This window comes from Amycolatopsis sp. cmx-11-51 (assembly GCF_047608665.1).
Lineage (GTDB): Bacteria > Actinomycetota > Actinomycetes > Mycobacteriales > Pseudonocardiaceae > Amycolatopsis.
Genome location: NZ_JADNQO010000006.1, coordinates 146,545 through 163,745 on the forward strand (window position 1 = coordinate 146,545; position 17,201 = coordinate 163,745).

15 protein-coding genes and 1 pseudogene are annotated in these 17,201 nt (G+C 67.4%); 5 read left to right on the forward strand and 11 right to left on the reverse strand.

What is annotated here, in order from left to right; genetic code table 11:
- Positions 1-29: 29 nt before the first annotated feature.
- Both ACM6LU_RS22440 and ACM6LU_RS22445 read left to right on the forward strand, forming a co-directional pair.
- Positions 30-215 (forward strand): annotated as a pseudogene (locus ACM6LU_RS22440) (helix-turn-helix transcriptional regulator); the annotation flags it as partial.
- 165 nt (positions 216-380) lie between these two features.
- On the forward strand, positions 381-1,328 hold the full coding sequence (locus ACM6LU_RS22445; protein ID WP_414939900.1) for a hypothetical protein: 948 nt from the start codon (positions 381-383) through the stop codon (positions 1,326-1,328).
- Between the two features lie 11 nt (positions 1,329-1,339).
- On the opposite strand, the gene ACM6LU_RS22450 is transcribed toward ACM6LU_RS22445, so the two are convergent.
- The 8 genes from ACM6LU_RS22450 to ACM6LU_RS22485 form a co-directional block, all read right to left on the reverse strand.
- On the reverse strand, positions 1,340-1,984 hold the full coding sequence (locus ACM6LU_RS22450; protein ID WP_414939701.1) for an HAD family hydrolase: 645 nt from the start codon (positions 1,982-1,984) through the stop codon (positions 1,340-1,342).
- A gap of 81 nt (positions 1,985-2,065) precedes the next feature.
- On the reverse strand, positions 2,066-2,479 hold the full coding sequence (locus ACM6LU_RS22455) for a hypothetical protein (RefSeq protein ID WP_414939702.1): 414 nt from the start codon (positions 2,477-2,479) through the stop codon (positions 2,066-2,068).
- Positions 2,480-3,661 carry a hypothetical protein gene (locus tag ACM6LU_RS22460; RefSeq protein ID WP_414939703.1) on the reverse strand — a complete coding sequence of 394 codons (1,182 nt, stop codon included), beginning with the start codon at positions 3,659-3,661 and terminating at the stop codon, positions 2,480-2,482.
- Positions 3,662-3,750: 89 nt separating this feature from the next.
- Positions 3,751-4,875, reverse strand: a complete 1,125-nt coding sequence (locus tag ACM6LU_RS22465) for a hypothetical protein (protein ID WP_414939704.1) — start codon at positions 4,873-4,875, stop codon at positions 3,751-3,753.
- 5 nt (positions 4,876-4,880) lie between these two features.
- Positions 4,881-6,977 carry a methyltransferase, FxLD system gene (gene fxlM / locus ACM6LU_RS22470; protein WP_414939705.1) on the reverse strand — a complete coding sequence of 699 codons (2,097 nt, stop codon included), beginning with the start codon at positions 6,975-6,977 and terminating at the stop codon, positions 4,881-4,883.
- 30 nt (positions 6,978-7,007) lie between these two features.
- Positions 7,008-8,258 carry a lanthionine synthetase C family protein gene (locus tag ACM6LU_RS22475; RefSeq protein WP_414939706.1) on the reverse strand — a complete coding sequence of 417 codons (1,251 nt, stop codon included), beginning with the start codon at positions 8,256-8,258 and terminating at the stop codon, positions 7,008-7,010.
- A complete protein-coding gene (locus ACM6LU_RS22480) occupies positions 8,255-11,368 on the reverse strand; it encodes a lantibiotic dehydratase (protein WP_414939707.1) in 3,114 nt (1,037 codons plus the stop codon). The genes ACM6LU_RS22475 and ACM6LU_RS22480 overlap by 4 nt, the downstream gene beginning before the upstream one ends.
- A gap of 80 nt (positions 11,369-11,448) precedes the next feature.
- Entirely contained in the window at positions 11,449-11,634 is a 186-nt protein-coding gene (locus ACM6LU_RS22485; RefSeq protein WP_414939708.1) for an FxLD family lanthipeptide, read from the reverse strand.
- 451 nt (positions 11,635-12,085) lie between these two features.
- On the opposite strand from ACM6LU_RS22485, the gene ACM6LU_RS22490 reads away from it, so the two are divergent.
- On the forward strand, positions 12,086-13,369 hold the full coding sequence (locus ACM6LU_RS22490; RefSeq protein WP_414939709.1) for a helix-turn-helix domain-containing protein: 1,284 nt from the start codon (positions 12,086-12,088) through the stop codon (positions 13,367-13,369).
- Between the two features lie 14 nt (positions 13,370-13,383).
- Positions 13,384-13,743: a hypothetical protein gene (locus tag ACM6LU_RS22495; RefSeq protein WP_414939710.1), complete on the forward strand. Its 360-nt coding sequence runs from the start codon at positions 13,384-13,386 to the stop codon at positions 13,741-13,743.
- Positions 13,744-14,117: 374 nt separating this feature from the next.
- On the opposite strand, the gene ACM6LU_RS22500 is transcribed toward ACM6LU_RS22495, so the two are convergent.
- The gene (locus ACM6LU_RS22500; RefSeq protein WP_414939711.1) at positions 14,118-14,981 is read right to left on the reverse strand and encodes an HAD family hydrolase; all 864 of its coding nucleotides are present in this window, start codon (positions 14,979-14,981) and stop codon (positions 14,118-14,120) included.
- Between the two features lie 381 nt (positions 14,982-15,362).
- Here ACM6LU_RS22500 and ACM6LU_RS22505 point away from each other — a divergent pair, with 381 nt between their 5' ends.
- Complete coding sequence (locus ACM6LU_RS22505) at positions 15,363-16,103, forward strand: phosphotransferase family protein (RefSeq protein ID WP_414939712.1); 741 nt, start codon at positions 15,363-15,365, stop codon at positions 16,101-16,103.
- On the opposite strand, the gene ACM6LU_RS22510 is transcribed toward ACM6LU_RS22505, so the two are convergent.
- A complete protein-coding gene (locus tag ACM6LU_RS22510; RefSeq protein WP_414939713.1) occupies positions 16,060-16,938 on the reverse strand; it encodes a hypothetical protein in 879 nt (292 codons plus the stop codon). The two genes, ACM6LU_RS22505 and ACM6LU_RS22510, sit on opposite strands and share 44 nt — an antisense overlap.
- Before the next feature lie 15 nt (positions 16,939-16,953).
- Positions 16,954-17,130: a hypothetical protein gene (locus ACM6LU_RS22515; RefSeq protein WP_414939714.1), complete on the reverse strand. Its 177-nt coding sequence runs from the start codon at positions 17,128-17,130 to the stop codon at positions 16,954-16,956.
- Between the last annotated feature and the right edge of the window lie 71 nt (positions 17,131-17,201).

Below are 17,201 nucleotides of genomic sequence, written 5' to 3' on the forward strand. Positions count from 1 at the left end.
GTGACAGCCGCACACCAGGGGGTGAGGAGATGGCAACCCAATCGTCCAGCCCGTTGGCCGACTGCCGCCACGCCGCTGGCCACACGCAGGAGACCTTCGCCGACAAGCTGGGTGTCGACCGAACAACCGTCGGACGCTGGGAACGCGGTGTGCAGTCTCCCCAACCGTGGCAACGTCCCGACCTTGCCACAGCACTGGATATCAGCCTAGATCATCTCGACGACCTACTTCGGCGAACGAAACGGCACTCGAACACATCGGTCACGCTAGAGAGCCCCAACCACGAGCCATTCCTTACACCCGGTCCTTCCTTCCTGCCTCTCACTGACCGTGAGCGCGGCCGGCCAAGATTGGTCGACGCGTCCTCTGGTGATGACGCGGTGCACGCCGCGATCCCACGGCTGCGGCGGGCGCTCGACAGCATCGATCTGCCCGAGGACGGACCGGCCCGGTCCTTCACCGAACTCGCGGCCGAGGTCGCAGGAATGATCGAGCACCGCCTGCAGGCACGCTATGTCGAGATGGCGTGGCGTCTGCCCAACCTGATCTCCGAGCTTGCGCGGGCACACGCCGATGCCCGTCACGGTGCGCGCGACGCCGCCACGCTGCTGACCCTCGCATTCCGAGCGGCCGACGGCGTGGCTTACAAGTTCGGCTACCTCGACCTGTCCGCCCGCATCATCGACCTGATGCGTGTATCCGCCTTGACGGCCGAGGACCCGCTGCTGGTGGCCGCCGTCGCCTACGTGCGCACCGAGACCTTCTTCGCCACAGGCGACCTGACGTCGGCCTTGCGGCTACTGATGGCAGCCGCGGACGTTCTCTCGGCTGACCTCGGCGCGTCGGCGTCCTCCGCCGCGGCCTACGGCGCCTTGCACATGCGAGCCGCCGTCGTCGCCGGCCGTGCCAGCAAGCCCGATACCGCCTGGGAGCACCTCGGCGAGGCTCACCGAGCCGCCCGCCAGGTGCCTGAAGGCGTCTACTTCGGCACGGCCTTCGGACCGGCGTCGGTCCGCATCCACGAACTCGCCGTCGCCGTCGAACTGGGCGACAGCCCGGCGGCGGTGGAGCGGGCGGCGGCCTGGCATCCACCCCACCATCTCCCCGCCGAACGGCGCTCGCACTACTACATCGACCTCGCCCGCGCCCAGCTTCGCCTCGGCCACCACCAGGACGCCTACCTCGGTCTGGAAGCCGCCCGCCGGGTCGCCCCGCAACACGTCCGCGAACACCCTCAGGTTCGGCAGACGCTGTCGGCGCTGCTGCGCACCCACGGGTCACCCGACGACCGCCTGTTGGAGCTGGCTACCTGGGCTCGCGCGCGTTGACGACTGCCGGGCTACCGATCAAGAAGTAGGGCGGGGAGCTCGGCGAGCGAGTCGATCACCCAATCAGCGTTCTCCCTGGCCACCGGGTCGTCGGCCCAGAGATATCCCCACGGGCCACGCCGGATCAACGCGACACGAAGACCGGCCGCCTTCGCGGGCACAACGTCGTTGTCACGGTGATCACCGACATACACGATCTGGTCAGCCCGACCGGGCGCGACGTCGACCACCCGCTCGAAGAAGCTGGGATCCGGCTTCGCCACGCCCCACTCGCCGGACGTGCCGACGTAGTCGACGGGCAGGGCCAATGCCCGCAACAGCTGGGCAGCCCGCGGAGTCTGGTTGCCGGCGACGCCCACCCACAAGCCTCCAGCGCGGAGGGCCGCCAGGCTGGGCCGCACGTCCGGGTACAGATCGCTGTCGTCGATCTGCTCCCCGCACCCGGCCTCCTCCCGCAACTGCCGCTCACGAGCCAGGTCAAAGCCGGGGCGGAAGTACTCGAACGTCTCGGCGTTGTCCCGGCCCGCCGCCGTGACAGCGCCGAGCACGGTCGAGAACGTATGCGGCGACACTCCCACCCAGTCAGCCCACGCACGCCATTCGCGTGAATCGTCCAGCAGAGTCTCACCTACGTCGAACACAACCGCGCTGACCATGCCCCCATGAGATCAGAACGGTCTGGCTCGTCGTTCGGATGCCTCACACCATCGGGGACAACCTGTTCATCCAGCGGATGATCAACGATCCGGCAGAGCAAGACCCTGCAGGATGGCGGCCGTGGACGACACCGCCGAACTTCCGCTCAGCGCGGCACCAAGACTGATCTCGCGGACCATGCTCGGCGCCGAGCGGCCATCGTGACGACCGCCGAGCCCGCCGAGAGCGAGGCGGTGCGGATGGTGCGTGCGACCGAAGCCCGCCGGAATCCGTGGGGCCGCGAGGTCGGCTCCCGAGGTGAGCAGGTCGCGCTCCTGATCGACTTCGAGAACCTGGTGCTCGGCGCGAGCGCGAGCCTGCCGGACCGGACCGGACCGGACCGGACCGGACCGGGCCGAGCCGGTACCGGCGAAGGCACTCACGTGGCTGTGTCGGGCGTATGGCTCGACCACGATCCGTCTGCTCTCCTGACTGATCCGTGGGCCGGCGCCCACTCAGCTTTCCTCCCCCCGATCTTGTAAGACCTTAAGGGTGATCGCGACGCTCACGACGGCGATGCCGGCCGCTGCGGGCCTTGCCTTGTCCAACGCCTCCACGGCCGCGTCTTTCCATCGTCTCGGCTTCCAGGGCTGGTGGCCGGATTCGATCCCGAACAGCCTGCGGAAGTCAAGGACGCCGGTCGCGACTTGGTTGCTTGAATCCACCACAGCCCGGGACGGAGCCGGGTGCAGCAGCACCTTCGCGTTGGCCGTGCCGACGGCCACACCCATACGGGCCAAGAGAGACTCAGTGCTCCGCGAGATTACTTCCAGCCGGTTCTGGCGATCAGCTTTCAGGCCCAACCGACACGCGTCCCGTTCCTCCGGAGACTTGTCCAGCGCCCGGCCGAGTTCGAGCACGTCGAAAGCGTCCTGCAGTTGGAAGCATTCAGCCAAGACCGCGAGCCACCCCTCAACCCCGCGCTTTGACTCCTTAGCAGCCTTGGCAAGGCCGCCGATCTTGGTCTTGCCCTCCATTTTCTTTGCGATCACTTCCAGTTGAAGCAACGCATACCCCTGGACGCCCGCGATCATCTCCGGTACGCCCTGCACGGTCGACCACGAGTCGTCGGTGACCCGGCCCATGTGCTCCCGCATGGTCATGGCACGCCCGATCACGGCGCGTGCTCCGGGCAGATCCTTCCGCACAGTGTCATCAACCTTGCCCAGCACGTCGTCGACCTTCTCGTCGATCCTGGCGAGATAGGCGGTGACCTCGGCCATGGACTGCTGCATCGCAGCCTGCGCCATGACCCCCGCGACACCAGAAAGCATCACCGGGTTCAGAAGCGAACTGGGCCCCTTCACGAATTCGACGAATGTCCCGATCTGGCCGCCCTTACTCCCCCGCACCACACCTGTGAGAAGCCCCGTCTTCGAGGATTTCCTCAGCCCGGACTTGTTGACCAGGTGCGCTGATTCCTTGGTCATCTTCAGCCAGCGGCTTGAGTTGGCAGCAATCTCGGAACCTTCCTGCGCTACCACGGCCCCTACACCGAGGACGGGCTTAAGTCGCTGTCCGAGGTCCTTCGATGACGACCATAGGCCCATCGAGACGAGGAATTCTTTGACAGCCGTCGGATCGCCGGTGGCCACCAGGCCGTCGCCGTCGCTGATCAACTGAATCTCGCTATCCATCGTCGGCTCCTGAAGTGACTCTTCGTGGGTGAGGGTGGTCGAGTCTCCCATCGCGGGCCAATACGTCGCTGACCTTCATAGGTCCCGTGCTACGGGTTCGCTGGAGCGTTGACGTTGTAGGACATCGTCTTCACGCTGCGTGCCATGACCTCTTCGGCGCAGGCTAGTGCTGTCGTGAGGTTTGCCAACAGCGTGGCAGGGAGCGCGCCACTGCCGAGCGCGCACGCTTCGACCGAGCCGGACAGCTCGCGTGCCTGAGAGTCGGTGAGCAGCTCGCGGCAACCATTGTGGGCGAGTACATCGCGAGCGACATATCCGTCCCGTGTCGCGGCAGCGTAGTCGATCAGATCAACGGCGATCTGGCGCACGGGTGGATCGTCAACGGTGCCGATGGCGTCAACGAAGGACAACCCGAGCCGTGTGTGGAAGACGGCCAAGCCGGGCGCCGAGGCGTCGAGTCCGTGGTACCGGTTCAGGAGCGTGGCCAGATCGGCGACGCCCGAGGCACCGCGGCACTGGATGGTGAGGCAGGCGGTCACGGCGTTCTCCCAGAGGTCTCCTGGTGTTGTGTCGGCCAGGAGGGCGAGGGCGTTGTCGGTGTCTCCGGATACGGCGTGGGCTATGACTGCGATCTGGCGACCGTCAAGCATCCGGTTCCCGACGCCCCTGTATTCGTCGAGCCGGGCGCGTGCCTCCGCCCAGCGACCGGCTGCGGCCAGAGCGCGGCCACCGGTGGCCAGCAGGACTGCCCACAGCCAGCGGCGGATGTGCTGGTGCGTCTCGGCGGAGTCCGTGAGGTCGGCCGGGATCTCGATGCCGTCGACGACGGCGTCAGCTCGGGCGGAGACTGAGGTGAACAGGGTGTCCATCAGTGCGAAGGCGCGCTCGCCTCGGCCCTCGCGGATGTAGAGGCGGGCGAGGTTGATGATCGGTTCGAGCGCGAGACGGGCTACCTGCGCACCCAAGGGGCGGGCGCGCAGGTAGATGTTCGCCTGCTGGTGGCACCACTGCCGGGCCAGGTCGGGCCGGCCGCAATCGGAGGCGATGAGCGCCGCGTTGTTGTGCACGGCGGCGGCTTCGGTGAGGTCGCCGGTGCACTCGACTTGGCGTGCTCGGTCGCACAACCCGGCAACCCGCCGGACCAGCGGGAGACAGGCCGGGCGGGCGCGGGCGACGAGCGGGAAGCGGCGGGCGAACTGGCCAGCGGGGTCCACGAGCGTCACTCCCAGGTGACGGTCATGGGCTTGGTGGGTCGGTCCAGGACCACGAAGCCGGGGTTGGTGTCTGGCTGGGGCGCGATGTTGGGAATGGCGAAGCGGACGGTGCTGGAGCGGAAGCCCTTGTCCCAGGTCGAGATCTCGGCTGAGACCTGCTCGGCGAGTTCTTGCGCGGTGGGGCCGTGGCCGATGACGCCGACCTCGTAGCGTCGGCCGCCGTTCGGATCGGGTTCGGCGGCGCGGATGGTGAGGTAGGCGAGGCTGCCGTCGGCGGCGGTGGTGGCCATCGCCACTGAGGGGAACATCGGCCGCACGAGGCCGCTTTCCTTCGCGGTGGGAGCGACCTCCATGCGCATGAGCGGGTTGGGCAGGTGGCAGGCCAGCCACAAGTCTAGCCACTCGAAGGACTCCATCGGGACGAAGTGCACGCCGGTCCACACTTCGCAGGCGGGGGTGTCGAAGACCCCGGCCATGGTGTCCGGGTCGGTGGCGTGGTTGTTGTCCTTGTGGGTTTGCAGCGTCACCTCCCCGGTGCCGGTGAGGTCAAGGACCCTCCGGGCGTCGTCGCCGAGGCCACGCAGGGGCATGAAGATCGCCATCTCGCTGCCCAGGCTGCGCCAGCCGTCCTGGTCGCGTTCGAAGACGATGCTGCGGGAGGCGCACCCACGCAGGCGCACCGGAGCTACCAGACGTCCGCCGGGCGCGAGCTGGTCGAGCCAGGCAGCCGGGACTTCGTGGGCGCCGACGGTGGCGATGACGCGGTCGAAAGGCGCGGTTTCCGCGTGGCCGAGTGCGCCGTCGGCGACGACCGCTTGGACGTTGTCGATGCTGGCCGCGGCCAGGTGTTCGCGGGCTCCCGCGACGAGGTCCTCGTCGATGTCGATCGTGGTGACGTGCCCGTCTGCGCCGGTGAGAGTGGCCATCAGGGCGGCGTTGTAGCCGGTGGCAGCGCCGAGTTCGAGCAGCCGTTCGCCGGGCTCGATGGCGAGCTGTTCGAGCATCATGGCGACGATCTTGGGCTGGGACGCGGCGCTGATGCGGGTGCCGTCGCCCTCGTGCTTGGTGTAGACGGGCTCGTCGGCGTACGCCTCGACCAGCGGTACGTCGGGCAGGAATAGGTGACGGGGCACCTGCCGGAACGCGGCGTCCACAGCGTCGGTGCGGACGGTGCCGTCCTTGACGAGGCGGTCGGCGAGCTTGGCACGCAGCTCGTCGGCGGAGCCGGTGGAAGCGTCACTGACGGTGGTTGTCATTGCGGGAACCCTAACGGTGTTGGAGGTGGTCCCGGCTGGTGCCTGCCGGGTAGGCGTGCTGTGGAAAACGGTGTTGACGGCCAGCGCGGCGAGGGTGGCCTGGTCGGCTCCGGAGAGACCGGCGCGGTTGGCGTGGAAGATGAAATGGTGTGCCAGAACCGCGCGCAGGCCCCGCTCGAGGTGACCGTCACGGGCGAGTTCGGCGAGTTGGCGGCCAGCGGTGTCGAACGCTGTCCACCAGGTCTCGGGGATCGCGTCGGGTGCCACGTCGGCGACCTTGTGCGTGTTGGTGGTCATAAGCCGACGCACAGCTTGGCCCAACCGCTCGGTGTGCGGAGAGTCGGTCGAGTTGGCGTCGGCGGTGGGTCGGAGCGCGGCTACCTTGCCCCAAACGTCGCCCTGCTCGAACCAGTCCAGCCCGGCCGCGCGCAGCATCGCGCTGAACAGCAGGACAGTGGTCTCTCGCTGGCCCAAGGCAACGGGTTTCGTGATACGGGCGAGGCAGTGGCGGCTGTCATGGTGAAACAGCGTGTGCGCGATGTCCACCGCGGCGGGTCCACCGAAGGCGAGGGTCTCAGGTTCGTAGATACCGCGAGTCCAGCGCGCGAGATGCCCATCGGCCTCCAGCTCGGACAGCAGCGTGTCGACCGCTTTCGTGTCGGGGTTGACCGGTTGGCAACGCAGCCGCCAGGCGGGCGTCTTGCGCAGGTGCCACCACGTGTCGAGTTCGCCGTCCTGCTGGGCCTGTTCGAGGGCGGGTGCAAGCAGGGTCGCGGCGGTGTGCTCGGCCATGGTCGGGTCGGCGAACTCGACCAAGTAATGGTGCCAGCGGCTGTCCGGCGGCATCAGCGCGGGATCTCCTCTCGGTCGGACGGGTCAGGTGATGAGCAGGCCGGTGTCCCAGCCTGTCGCGGGCTCGGTCTCTGTGGCGAGAGCGGCTAGGCCGACCCCGGCGGCGCCTTCCAGGAAGCCGGGGCCTTCGGGAACGGTCTGTGCGCAGGCGCGGTGCAGCATCTCGGTGGCCAGCGCGCGGAGTCGGGAAGCGGCCAGCCCCGGTGTGTCGATGGCGGTGCGAGCGGTGATTCGGGCGAGTCCGGCGTAGCCGTGGCACAGCGAACCGTCGCTGATCAACGCATCCTGTTCCGGGTCGGTCACCGCACTGATCAGGGCTTCTTCTGCGTTCTGGCGGCGATCGGCGTCGTCGAGGGCCAGGGCGGCGAGGTGCAGGGTGCGGGCGATGCCTGCTGTTCCGTAGCACCAGCTCGGGCGGCGGCTGGTGCCGCTGTGCCGCACGTGCATGGGCTTCGACCGCACCTCGTCTCGGGTGACCATGTAGGGCCACCGGTGTCCGCTCGGGGTGTTCATGCGCCAGGAATCCAGCCAGGCGCAGATCGTCGCGACGGCCTGGCGTTGCCCGTCCACGGCTATGCCCCGGCGCAGGGCCTGGGCCAGCAGTGCCAGCGGGCCGCTGATGCCGTGTGCGACGCCGAAGTTGCCGTGGCCGCCGGGAAATTCGTCGTCCGTGTGACCGGTGGGACCGGTGAGGGTCCACCACCCCGGCAGGGCCTCTCCTTCGACCATCACCGGTTGGGTGAGCCGCACGAGGGTGCCCAGAATGGCCGGCAGGGCGGTGCCGTCGGGGTCGTGGTGCAGCAGGTGGGCACCGAGACCAGCGAGGCCCCGAATCGTGTCGAACTCGGCCATCTGCGGCAACATCCCGACGGCGTCCATGCGCTCGTGAGCCTTATCGACGCGGTTGTGGGCGTCGGCAGCGATCTGCCGGGTCAAGGGCGTGAGGGCGGACTGGTACGTGCCGGGACGGACTGCGGCGGCGCCCGCGAGGGCGCGCGCGACCGCCGGCGCGCCGTAGAACAAGCCGGTGCTCGCTCCGGTGGTGACCGGCTTGCTGGTGACGGCGGTCAGCCAGTCGTGGGCGCGGTCGAACGGCCGTATCCCGGCGGCTGCCAGCTCGATGTGCAGCAGTGCCACGCCGGGAGCGCCGTGGGCGAGGGATTGGTGCCACCACGGCTCGTCGATGGGCAGGTGGGCGGCGTCCGGCCGTGCGAGGCGATCGGCGATCCCCGTCGCGTACTCGACCGCGGTGTCCGAGGCGAGGTCGGCGTTCATCGCGGTCCTCCCGTGCGGGCGACGAAGGTCAGGGCCGCGGTCCGGACCAGGTAGAGGCACACTGCCTTGTCGTCCGGCTCGATGCTGTAGGCCCGCAGGAAGTGGGTGTGCAGCAACGACCCCAATGCGGCGTCTGGGTCGACGCCCTCGGCCTCGACCCTGGACAGGTGCGCTCGGTAGGCGGCCACGGTCTGGGCGCGCTCGGCCCATGTCGCGACGACCGAAGCTGCACCCGGTGCGCTGCGCAGGGCTCGGAAGTTCTCGAAGGGGTCGGCCAGGCGTCGCGCCTCAGCGAACACCGGCCGAGGTACGACAGTAGGAGGTTTGGCCGGAACGTGGTCGATCAGCCACCGCATCCCGGCCTCGGTCCCTCCCATGAAGGCGACGGCAATGGCGGCGAAGTTCGCCGCGGCCAGAGCATGGTCGTGCGGTCGCGCGAGCCAGGCGAGCTGGGCGAGCACGGCGCGGGAGTCAGCCGTGAAGAACGCCTCGACGGCTGATAGCGCCGCACCCGAGCCCCAACGGCCGGTCTCCGGGTAGGAGGTCGCGAAAGCGATGTCGCGCAGCAAGCCGAGGCGGCGGAGTCGGTCGGCCCATGCGCTGACCCTGCCAGCCGCCTCGCCGAACACCACCGGCTCTGAGCTGGGAAGGCTGATCCGCAAGCGCAGGTAGTGCTCGTTGCCCTCGCGGAATCGCAGAAACCACCACCGCGGTTGGGCCTCGCCCCACTCCGCCAGCAGCGCGGGCAGGTGCTTGGCGAGCACGGTGTTGTGACGTTGCGGGTCGCCGTAGAGCTTGGCGAACAGCATGGGGGAAGCACCCGGCGACAGCCCATGCTCACCTGGCCGGACGATCCGCAGGGGCGTCGGGCGCGGTGGTCGCGTCGTGGTCTGCGGCTGACAACTGGCCATGGGCACGACGACGTCGTGAGCACGGCCATCGAGCCACCCGGCCGCGTCCTCAGCGGGTCCTTCCTCCAGCACCGCGTGGGGGTGGGTACCGAGGTGCTCGCGCAGCAGCACCCGGTGCGCGTCCTCGACTAGATCGAGCGGCAACCGCCAGTCCCCGTCGACCAGGAACACAGCCTGCGGGAGGCGGCGGCGGGTGCGCCACTCGGCCAGGGCGGCGTCCCAGGTCGCCCAACTGGAGGTCCGGTCGGGAAGGTCGGATGCGGCCAACCGCCACCGGGCTGGGGACAGCACGATGCGGCCGAAGCGCAGCCGGGGAAGAAACGGCAACGTGGCCGCTGTGCCCCAGTCGAAATCGGTGACCTCCGCGCAGTGAGCGCGGGTCAGTCCGACCAGGAGGCGGGCCAGCGGCGGAGTGTGTTTGCGCAGGTTAAGTGCGTGCAAGCCCCACGCTTCGACCCTCGCGCCGAGGGCGGGTGCGGTCAGATACAGGCGGTCACTGTCGCAATTGACCGCCAAGTCCGCCGCCGTGAGGACCGCCGTTGACGCGGCGGTGTCGCGGTGTTCGGCGAGGCTGACGATGGTTGGCAGAACCTGGACGCTGCGGGTGACGTGTGCGGTGGCGGGGTCCAGCGGCGGGAACGACAGCTGGGCGGGGATGACCCCGCCAGACTCGGGCGAGGCGAGCGGACTGGTCAGCGTTCGGCGGTCGTGCTCGTCAAACAGGTGCAGGAATCGGCCGCTGACGACGCCAGCCGATCGCGAGACTGAGGTGACTGTGAGCTGGAAGTTGCCCTGCTTCAGGGATTGCAGGCTCGGGGAGTCAATGCGGGCGCACAGTTCGAGGTGGGAGGGCAGCTGCATCGAGTGCACCGGCGCCTGCTCCAGCTCGGCAATCAACCTCTCGTCGAGAACGACCTCCTGATGGCCGTCCAACGCGGCGGCCTGGGCCAAGTCCAGCAGCCGTTCGTCCCGAGGCGTCCGTTGAGGGCGTGCGACCACGCCACTGGTACCGGGGTAGCCGTCAGGCCAGCCGATCCCACTGTCGGCGATGACCTCGAGCAGCGGCACCTGCGCGCCGGTGCCGAACCGCTGATAAAAGCGCCGGTGAAAGTCAGCCCAGGCCGCTGTGCCGCCGGGACGGGAGGTCAGGCGCGCCAGCAGCAACGCGGCACGTTCCGCTTCGCGGGCGACTGCTTCGGGGAGCACGACGTCCAGGTCCAGCCGCAGGTCGACCGTGACGGGATTTCGCCGTGACGGAGCCAGGCGGCTCATGGACGCGGCGGCCTCGGTCCGTAGCGTGCGCCGCGTTGCTGCCGGGCTGTTCCGATGTTGCCGCAACAAGTCGTGGATGTCGTTCAGCGTCGTGCACTGCTCGATGGCAGCCTCGCCGGCCATTTCCAGCTCGCGCGCCAGGTGGCCCAGTGCGTCAGGCTCGGTGCTTGGCGCGTGGAGGTTGGTGACGAGCACGCGATGAGCCACCAACGTGGCGAGCAAGCCGGTCACCGTGCTCCCGGCAGCGCTCGGGAACTCGGCCAGAATCTGCTCGCGCACGTCATCGAAAGGAATCGGTGCTTGCGCCGCGCGGACGGCCGCGCGCACCGGGCCGGTGTGGCGAAGCTCGATTTCGACCGCACCGGTGCCTCGATGGTTGATGGTCGGCTGGTACGGAACCACTAGCCGCTCACCGCGCACTATCAACGTGGAGTTCGCGACGAGGACCAAGCGCTCCAGGATCTCGGCCCGACCTTCCAACTGACGAATGACCTCGGCCAGCCACCCGGCCTCAGCCCCGGCAACTGCTCGATGATCGCGGCCCCAGCGCTGCGAGGGAAGCGAGCCGAACCGCGCCGCAGTGACCCCGGCGAACAAGCCGTTAGGAGTCGGACGACCGGTCAGCCTGGCCAGGTAACGCACAACGGACAGCGCCGCGCGCCGGGATTCTCGCTCGCTGGCAACCTGAGCGCAGCACAGGTTGTGGACGCGGTCAGCAAGGACAGGGCTGGCCAGGCCGATGGCATCACGGACGGCTTCGACCTCCCACACTTCGCGCAGCCAGTCCACCCACTCGGTGACGGCGTCGGACCCGGCCGCAGTCAGCGCCGGCCACGGCGGAAGTTTCAGCTCGCCCTCTGCAACAGCTCGGACCAACAGGCCACCCGCGGCTCGGAAGCCGACGCGGTCGGGCAAGGCCGTGGACACGGGACACCTTTCTAATGCGACGGGTGGAAACCGGACGCCCGCCCAGGAAGCCCAGGCGGGCGTCCGGTCGCTCGTAACAATCAGGCGGCGCTGATGCAGGTCGACTTCTCGCACGTCGTCCCGCAGCCGTCATCCGTCATGTTGATCAGATGCGCCGGGTCCACCACCTCGACCAGGGTGATGTCGAGGTCGAACTCCGAGCCCATCTCGACCTCCGCGGCGGGCGTGGCCACTACGGTCGGCGACCACTCCATCTGAACCGTCACAGATCCTCCTTCGTGGGTTTTACGCTCCGAGTCCCGGCGAGTCGGCCATGACTCGCCCGCCAGCGGCGGACCAGCCCGGAGCTCGACTCGATGTACCGAGCGCTCCCGCCAGCACATCCGCGAGCGGAATTCCATCGAAGTGGAGGGCAGCCCCACCACCACACACCCCTCGGCGGCACGTCCCGGTGAAAGACGCTTCCGGATACTCGGGCTGCGCCGAAGCGGAAGCTCGCCCGGACCGCAGCGACATCAGTCAACCCCTGATGATCAACGACAGCCAGAGCGCCGACGCGGCGTCGATGAGGCGGCAATGAGGCGTCACCACCTCTGACCTGCATAAACGCCTTTTCAGAGGCGGTAGTCCGAACGGGTACAGCTCGCCGAGCAGGTGATCAGCCTTGACCTGTAGCTGGCTATCGTGGCAGGTGACCGACGGGGTGAGGTGGTGTTCATGGGTGACCGACGAGATGCCTTCGCCGCGCGGCGTGAGCAGATGGGCTACACCCAAGAGAGCTTCGGCGCGGCGGTGGGCGTGGAGTTCTCCACGGTCGGACGCTGGGAACGCGGCACCCTGACCCCGCAGCCGTACCGTCGACCGTGTTTGGCTAAGACCCTCGATGTGAGCCTCGACCAGTTGGATGCGTTGCTCACGCCGAACCGGCAAGCTTCTACCGTTGCCACTAAACCAGCCGACCCTGCGGAGGCCGACGACATGAACCGTCGCGACCTGCTGCGCTTGTTCAGCATGACCGGCGCGTTGCTCGCGCTGCCTGCTGGCGAGACAGTATTCGGCAACGTCGACCGGCTCGCCGCCACAGCTCACACCGGCACGGTGGACATGGCGGGAGCAGCGGAGTTCGCCCAACTCAACTCCCACCTGTGGCGCGTGTACGCACTGTCGCCGACCAAGGCCCAGGTGCTACCGCTGGTCCGAGCCCAACTCGGTGTACTCAGCGACTCCTTGCGACGACCGCAGACACCGATCATCCGACAACGGCTCTGCGAACTGACCGCCGACCTCTTCCAGTTGGCGGGCGAAATCTTCTTCGACGGCAACCGATACACCGACGCCGCTCACTGCTACACACTCGCGGCAACAGCGAGCAAGGAGGCCGCCGCTTCCGACCTGTGGGCCTGCGCGTTGACCAGGCATGCTTTCGTCGCCGTGTACGAGCGCCGATTCGCGGATGCAGCGCCGATGCTCGACGTGGCCGCCACCCTCGCACGTCGAGGCGACCCCAGCCTGTCGACCCGACACTGGGTCGCCGTGGTGCAGGCCGAGACCTTCGCCGGCCTCGGCGACTTTGACTCCTGCCAACGTGCCCTCGACACCGCTGCTGAGGTCCAGCGCCTTCGGGGCCAGGTGCACAATGGCGGCTGGCTCCGGTTCGACGGCTCCCGCTTGGCTGAAGAACGCGGTACCTGCTACGTCACGCTGGGCCGCCACGACCTCGCTGAAGCGGCTCTGGTCGACGCCCTGCAGGGCACCTTGACCGCCCGCCGGAAAGCAGGCGTCCTGACCGACCTGGCGATGATCGGTGTGCACCGCCGAGACCCGGACCAGGTCGTCACCTACGCCGACACCGTCCTGGCTGCCGCCCGCCAGACCCGCTCGGGGGTCATCGCACAGAAGCTACGGGTCCTTCAACCACACCTTGCTTCCTTGCTCAACGACCAACAAATCCAGCGACTCGATGCCGAGATCACCGAACTCGTCGGCAACCGCGCCGCGTGATGGAGGACGACCGAATGCACAACGACCGTGGCCGCGTGTTCCGCGAGGCGTGGATCGCCGGAGTCACCAAGCACTACCCCGGTGAGCCGAAGCCTGGCTATGTCACCCCGTGGGACCAGACCCCCGACTGGGAACGCGACGCCGCGACCGCCGTGTACGACCAGGTCCTCGCCTTCATCAAGGCCACCAACGGCGCCACCACCAAACTGACCCCAGACCAGAAAGGCCGCTTTGTGGCGTTGTGCTGGATCGGCCAGATCTTCAAGCACTTCCCTGAGCCGAAGCCGTCGTACGTCGCGGACTGGGACGGCTTGCCCGACTGGCAGAAGGCGACGGACATCGACATCTTCGAACGCATCGAACAAGATGCCTGACCGTGCGATGTCGTGTCAGATAAGGCGACGGCCTGACCTCGCAGCCGATCGTGACGAACCGTCCGTCTCACTGCGAATGTCAAGGGCGGACGCACAGTCGCCCATAGGGTCGAGCCAAGTGAACCAGGCAGCGAGATCGCGAAGTACCGCCTGGGCAAGCAGACATAACTGCTCCCTTCGAACGCGGAGACCCCCGCTCGCCGGCGTCGCCCCTGCCCGACCGGAGTTGCTGATCACCGGCGACGAACTGCCCACCTGCGTCACATAACAGCAACACCACAGCACGACAACGACGGCCGTGCCGGAATGGCGCCGTGGTCCACCTATAGGCCGTCGTTACTATCGACCTCGTCGGCATCGGCGCGGTCGGGCTGTCAGTCCGACATGGACGGAGGGCTCAGGATGGCGGTCGTGTCGACGGACGTTCCAGCGGCGGTGCTTCTCCTGTTGAACCATCGCTCCAACTCCGTGGCGACGCCGTCCACGGTGACCGGTCCGGTCACCGCGTCCGCGGCCTCGCGGACGTCCTTCGTTGCCTGCCCCATGGCCACACCCCGTCCTGCCCACGTGATCATGCTCAGGTCGTTACGCCCGTCACCAAGAGCGAGGCAGTCCTCGCGTGCGATGCCCAGCCTCGCCGCAAGCCCGATCAATGCCCAAGCCTTGTCCACACCGGGTGCGACCAGGTCCAGCCATACTCGTGAACCGACGCAGTAGCACACCTCGGCCAAGCCGAGGGTGACGGCCATGCGCCGGAAGTCCGACGGAGGCATCCCGGGATCACGCACCACGATCCGGGTAACCGGCTCGACAAGCATGTCCTCCAACGCGCACACTTGTTGCCGAGCGAGCAGTTCACCTGCGGGAAAAGGGGCTGTGACTCCATAGCCGCCCCTGACCTGCTCGACTGCGATCCGCGCCCGAGGCGCCAGCGTGAGGATCTGCGCCACGAGCAGGCGCGGATCGAAAGTGACGCGATCCAGCTCTTGTCCGCCGGGTAGTTCCACAGTAACTGCGCCGTTGCTGCACACCGCGAAACCGTCCCGCAACCGCAGCTGAGCCGTCACCGGGGACAGTTCAGCCACGGACCTCCCCGTGGCAAGCACCACCACGGCGCCGCCCACGGCCGCCGACACAAGCGCATCACGGACCCGGGTCGACACGGATCCACTAGTCGACACTATCGTTCCATCGACATCGACCGCGACAAACCGCGGAAGCCACTCCGGATCGATCACGTCGGCCCGCCTTATCCTCCGTCGGAGAAGCTCGATGATCCGGCGGAAGTTCCTGCCGTGCCTGCACGTTACTGGTCGAAAATGCTGTGTGGTAGCGATATCCATCGCATCTCCGGCCGAACTACGCGCATTCGCGTGATAGTCAGTATGGCACGTCGTCAAGGATGGCTCTCCACCCGGGAAGTCGACCACGCTCGTGGCTGCTACGACGTGTGAGCTGATCATTCTGGAACGTGTGACCAGGCGCGACACGCTCACTGGCACACCTCCTGAGCCAGCGGGAACCGAACCGATAGCATCTGCGCCGTCATGACGGTTCGGCCTCTAACGCGAGACCGCGAAAGCCCGGCCGGTGATCCTCGAGCAGCGAAAGCGGTACTCATGCCTGATGCGTCCATCGATGGCGTGATCACGCTGACTGGGGGGCGGATGACCGAAGGGGTAACCCTGCGGGACAACGTCGTGCTGCGTCCCGCGAGCCCATCTTCCGCGTTTGTCGCGGCACTGCTGGACCTCTTCGAGAAGAGAGGGTTCCAGGGCGCGCCGCGCTATCTCGGCAGTGACGACGGCATGGACATCTTCAGCTACGTACCTGGTGACGTGCCCGCCCGGTTCGGTGTGTGGTCGGATGAACAGGTCGCTGCCGCTGGCGCACTGCTGCGGGAGATGCACGAGGCGAGCAGGGGAAGCGAACTGGCTGGACGTTTCCCAGTGGTATGCCACCATGACGCCGGACCGAACAACGTCGTGTTCGTCGACGACGTGCCCACGGCGTTCATCGATTTCGACACAGCCGCCCCTGGAAGTCCGTTGGAGGACTTCGGGTACATGGCCTGGACCTGGTGCATCGCATCTAAGCGGACCACGCCGGTGCGCCGGCAGGCCGAGCAGGTGCGTATCCTCGCCGATGCCTATGGGCTCGACGTCTCCGAGCGCGGCGTGGTAGTGGATTGTGCTCTAGAGCGGCAGGCGCGCAACGCGCGCTTCTGGGCAGAGATCCTCGCTTCCCCGGGCAGCGCGCCAGCGAGTGCCAGCGTGATCGCTGGCCGTATCGCGTGGAGCCAGCGCGAACACGCTTTCACCCATGAGCACCGCGAGGAGTTTGAGCGCGTGTTGGCATGATCCCGCCCGTCCTCACATTTGCCGCGCCGCACGTATCACCGGCGCGGGTGGCAGCCCGAACATGGCTCCGCTGACGCAAGCCATACCTGCTATGTCGATCTCCCGTGCACCCCGGACATACGGGGCGAACCAGTTGATCCAGCGGTGGGTTCACCAGGAACAGCACCGTGGTGCGCCGGGAGAGTTGGTGATTGCGCACTTGGTGGTACAGGGGCGGCACGTCGCCGGCTGTCATCGCGGTCAGCAGGCTGCCCGGCATCACCAACACCTCATTGGATGAGGTTGACGCGGGCCCCATCCCTTCCGCCGTCTCGATCTCCAATCCCGGACTGTCTGGGGCGGCGATCGTCAGCAGATGGCCGTCCTCGTGCCGATCCTGCATCAGGTCTCGCGTGCCGTCCTGTCGGTACCAGTTGACCTCTATGTAAGAGGAGCCGTGGAACGCTAGTGGTGGGTGCGGGTAGTCGTAATGCGTGGCCAAGGCGTGCAGGATGTTCTCGGTGATTCCCGCGACGACCGTCCAGTACGCGCCCAAGGCGTGCATCAGTGGGGCGATCTGGCTGCTGTCAGGCACTGTCGACGGATCATCAGCCCAGTAGGTGAACGATTCATTCAGGTCGAGTCGATCGGGTGTGACCGAGTACTGGCGACCGAATGGTCGGAAACCGAAGTTGAAGTCGCTGCTGCCATGTCGGCATTTGACAGCTTGGTCCTGCGTGAAGAAATGCGCCGCCTCCGTGCGGAGCGCGGCGAGCGCCGTGGCCGCATTTCCGGTCAGTGCGATCGTGGCGCTTCCATTTGCGAGAATCTTGGCGGCTGGTGTGTCAGCAGACATCAGGGCGTCCTTTCCTCACTTCACGGGAATAGAAAAAGGCGGCTCAGCAGAGTCGTTGTGCAGCGATGGCATGGCGGTGGCGTAGATGTACAACGGTTTCGCCGCAGGATCATGGGCAGCCACGGATACGAGCGGAGCCACGATGACGAACACCTTGTCGAGTCGCATGATCGACTGAGCCTCGGTTGACACGAGTGAGACCATGGAACGCTTGGACGGGCACAGGTGCTGTGGTCTTCCACGCTTGCGCCACTGCACTGTCT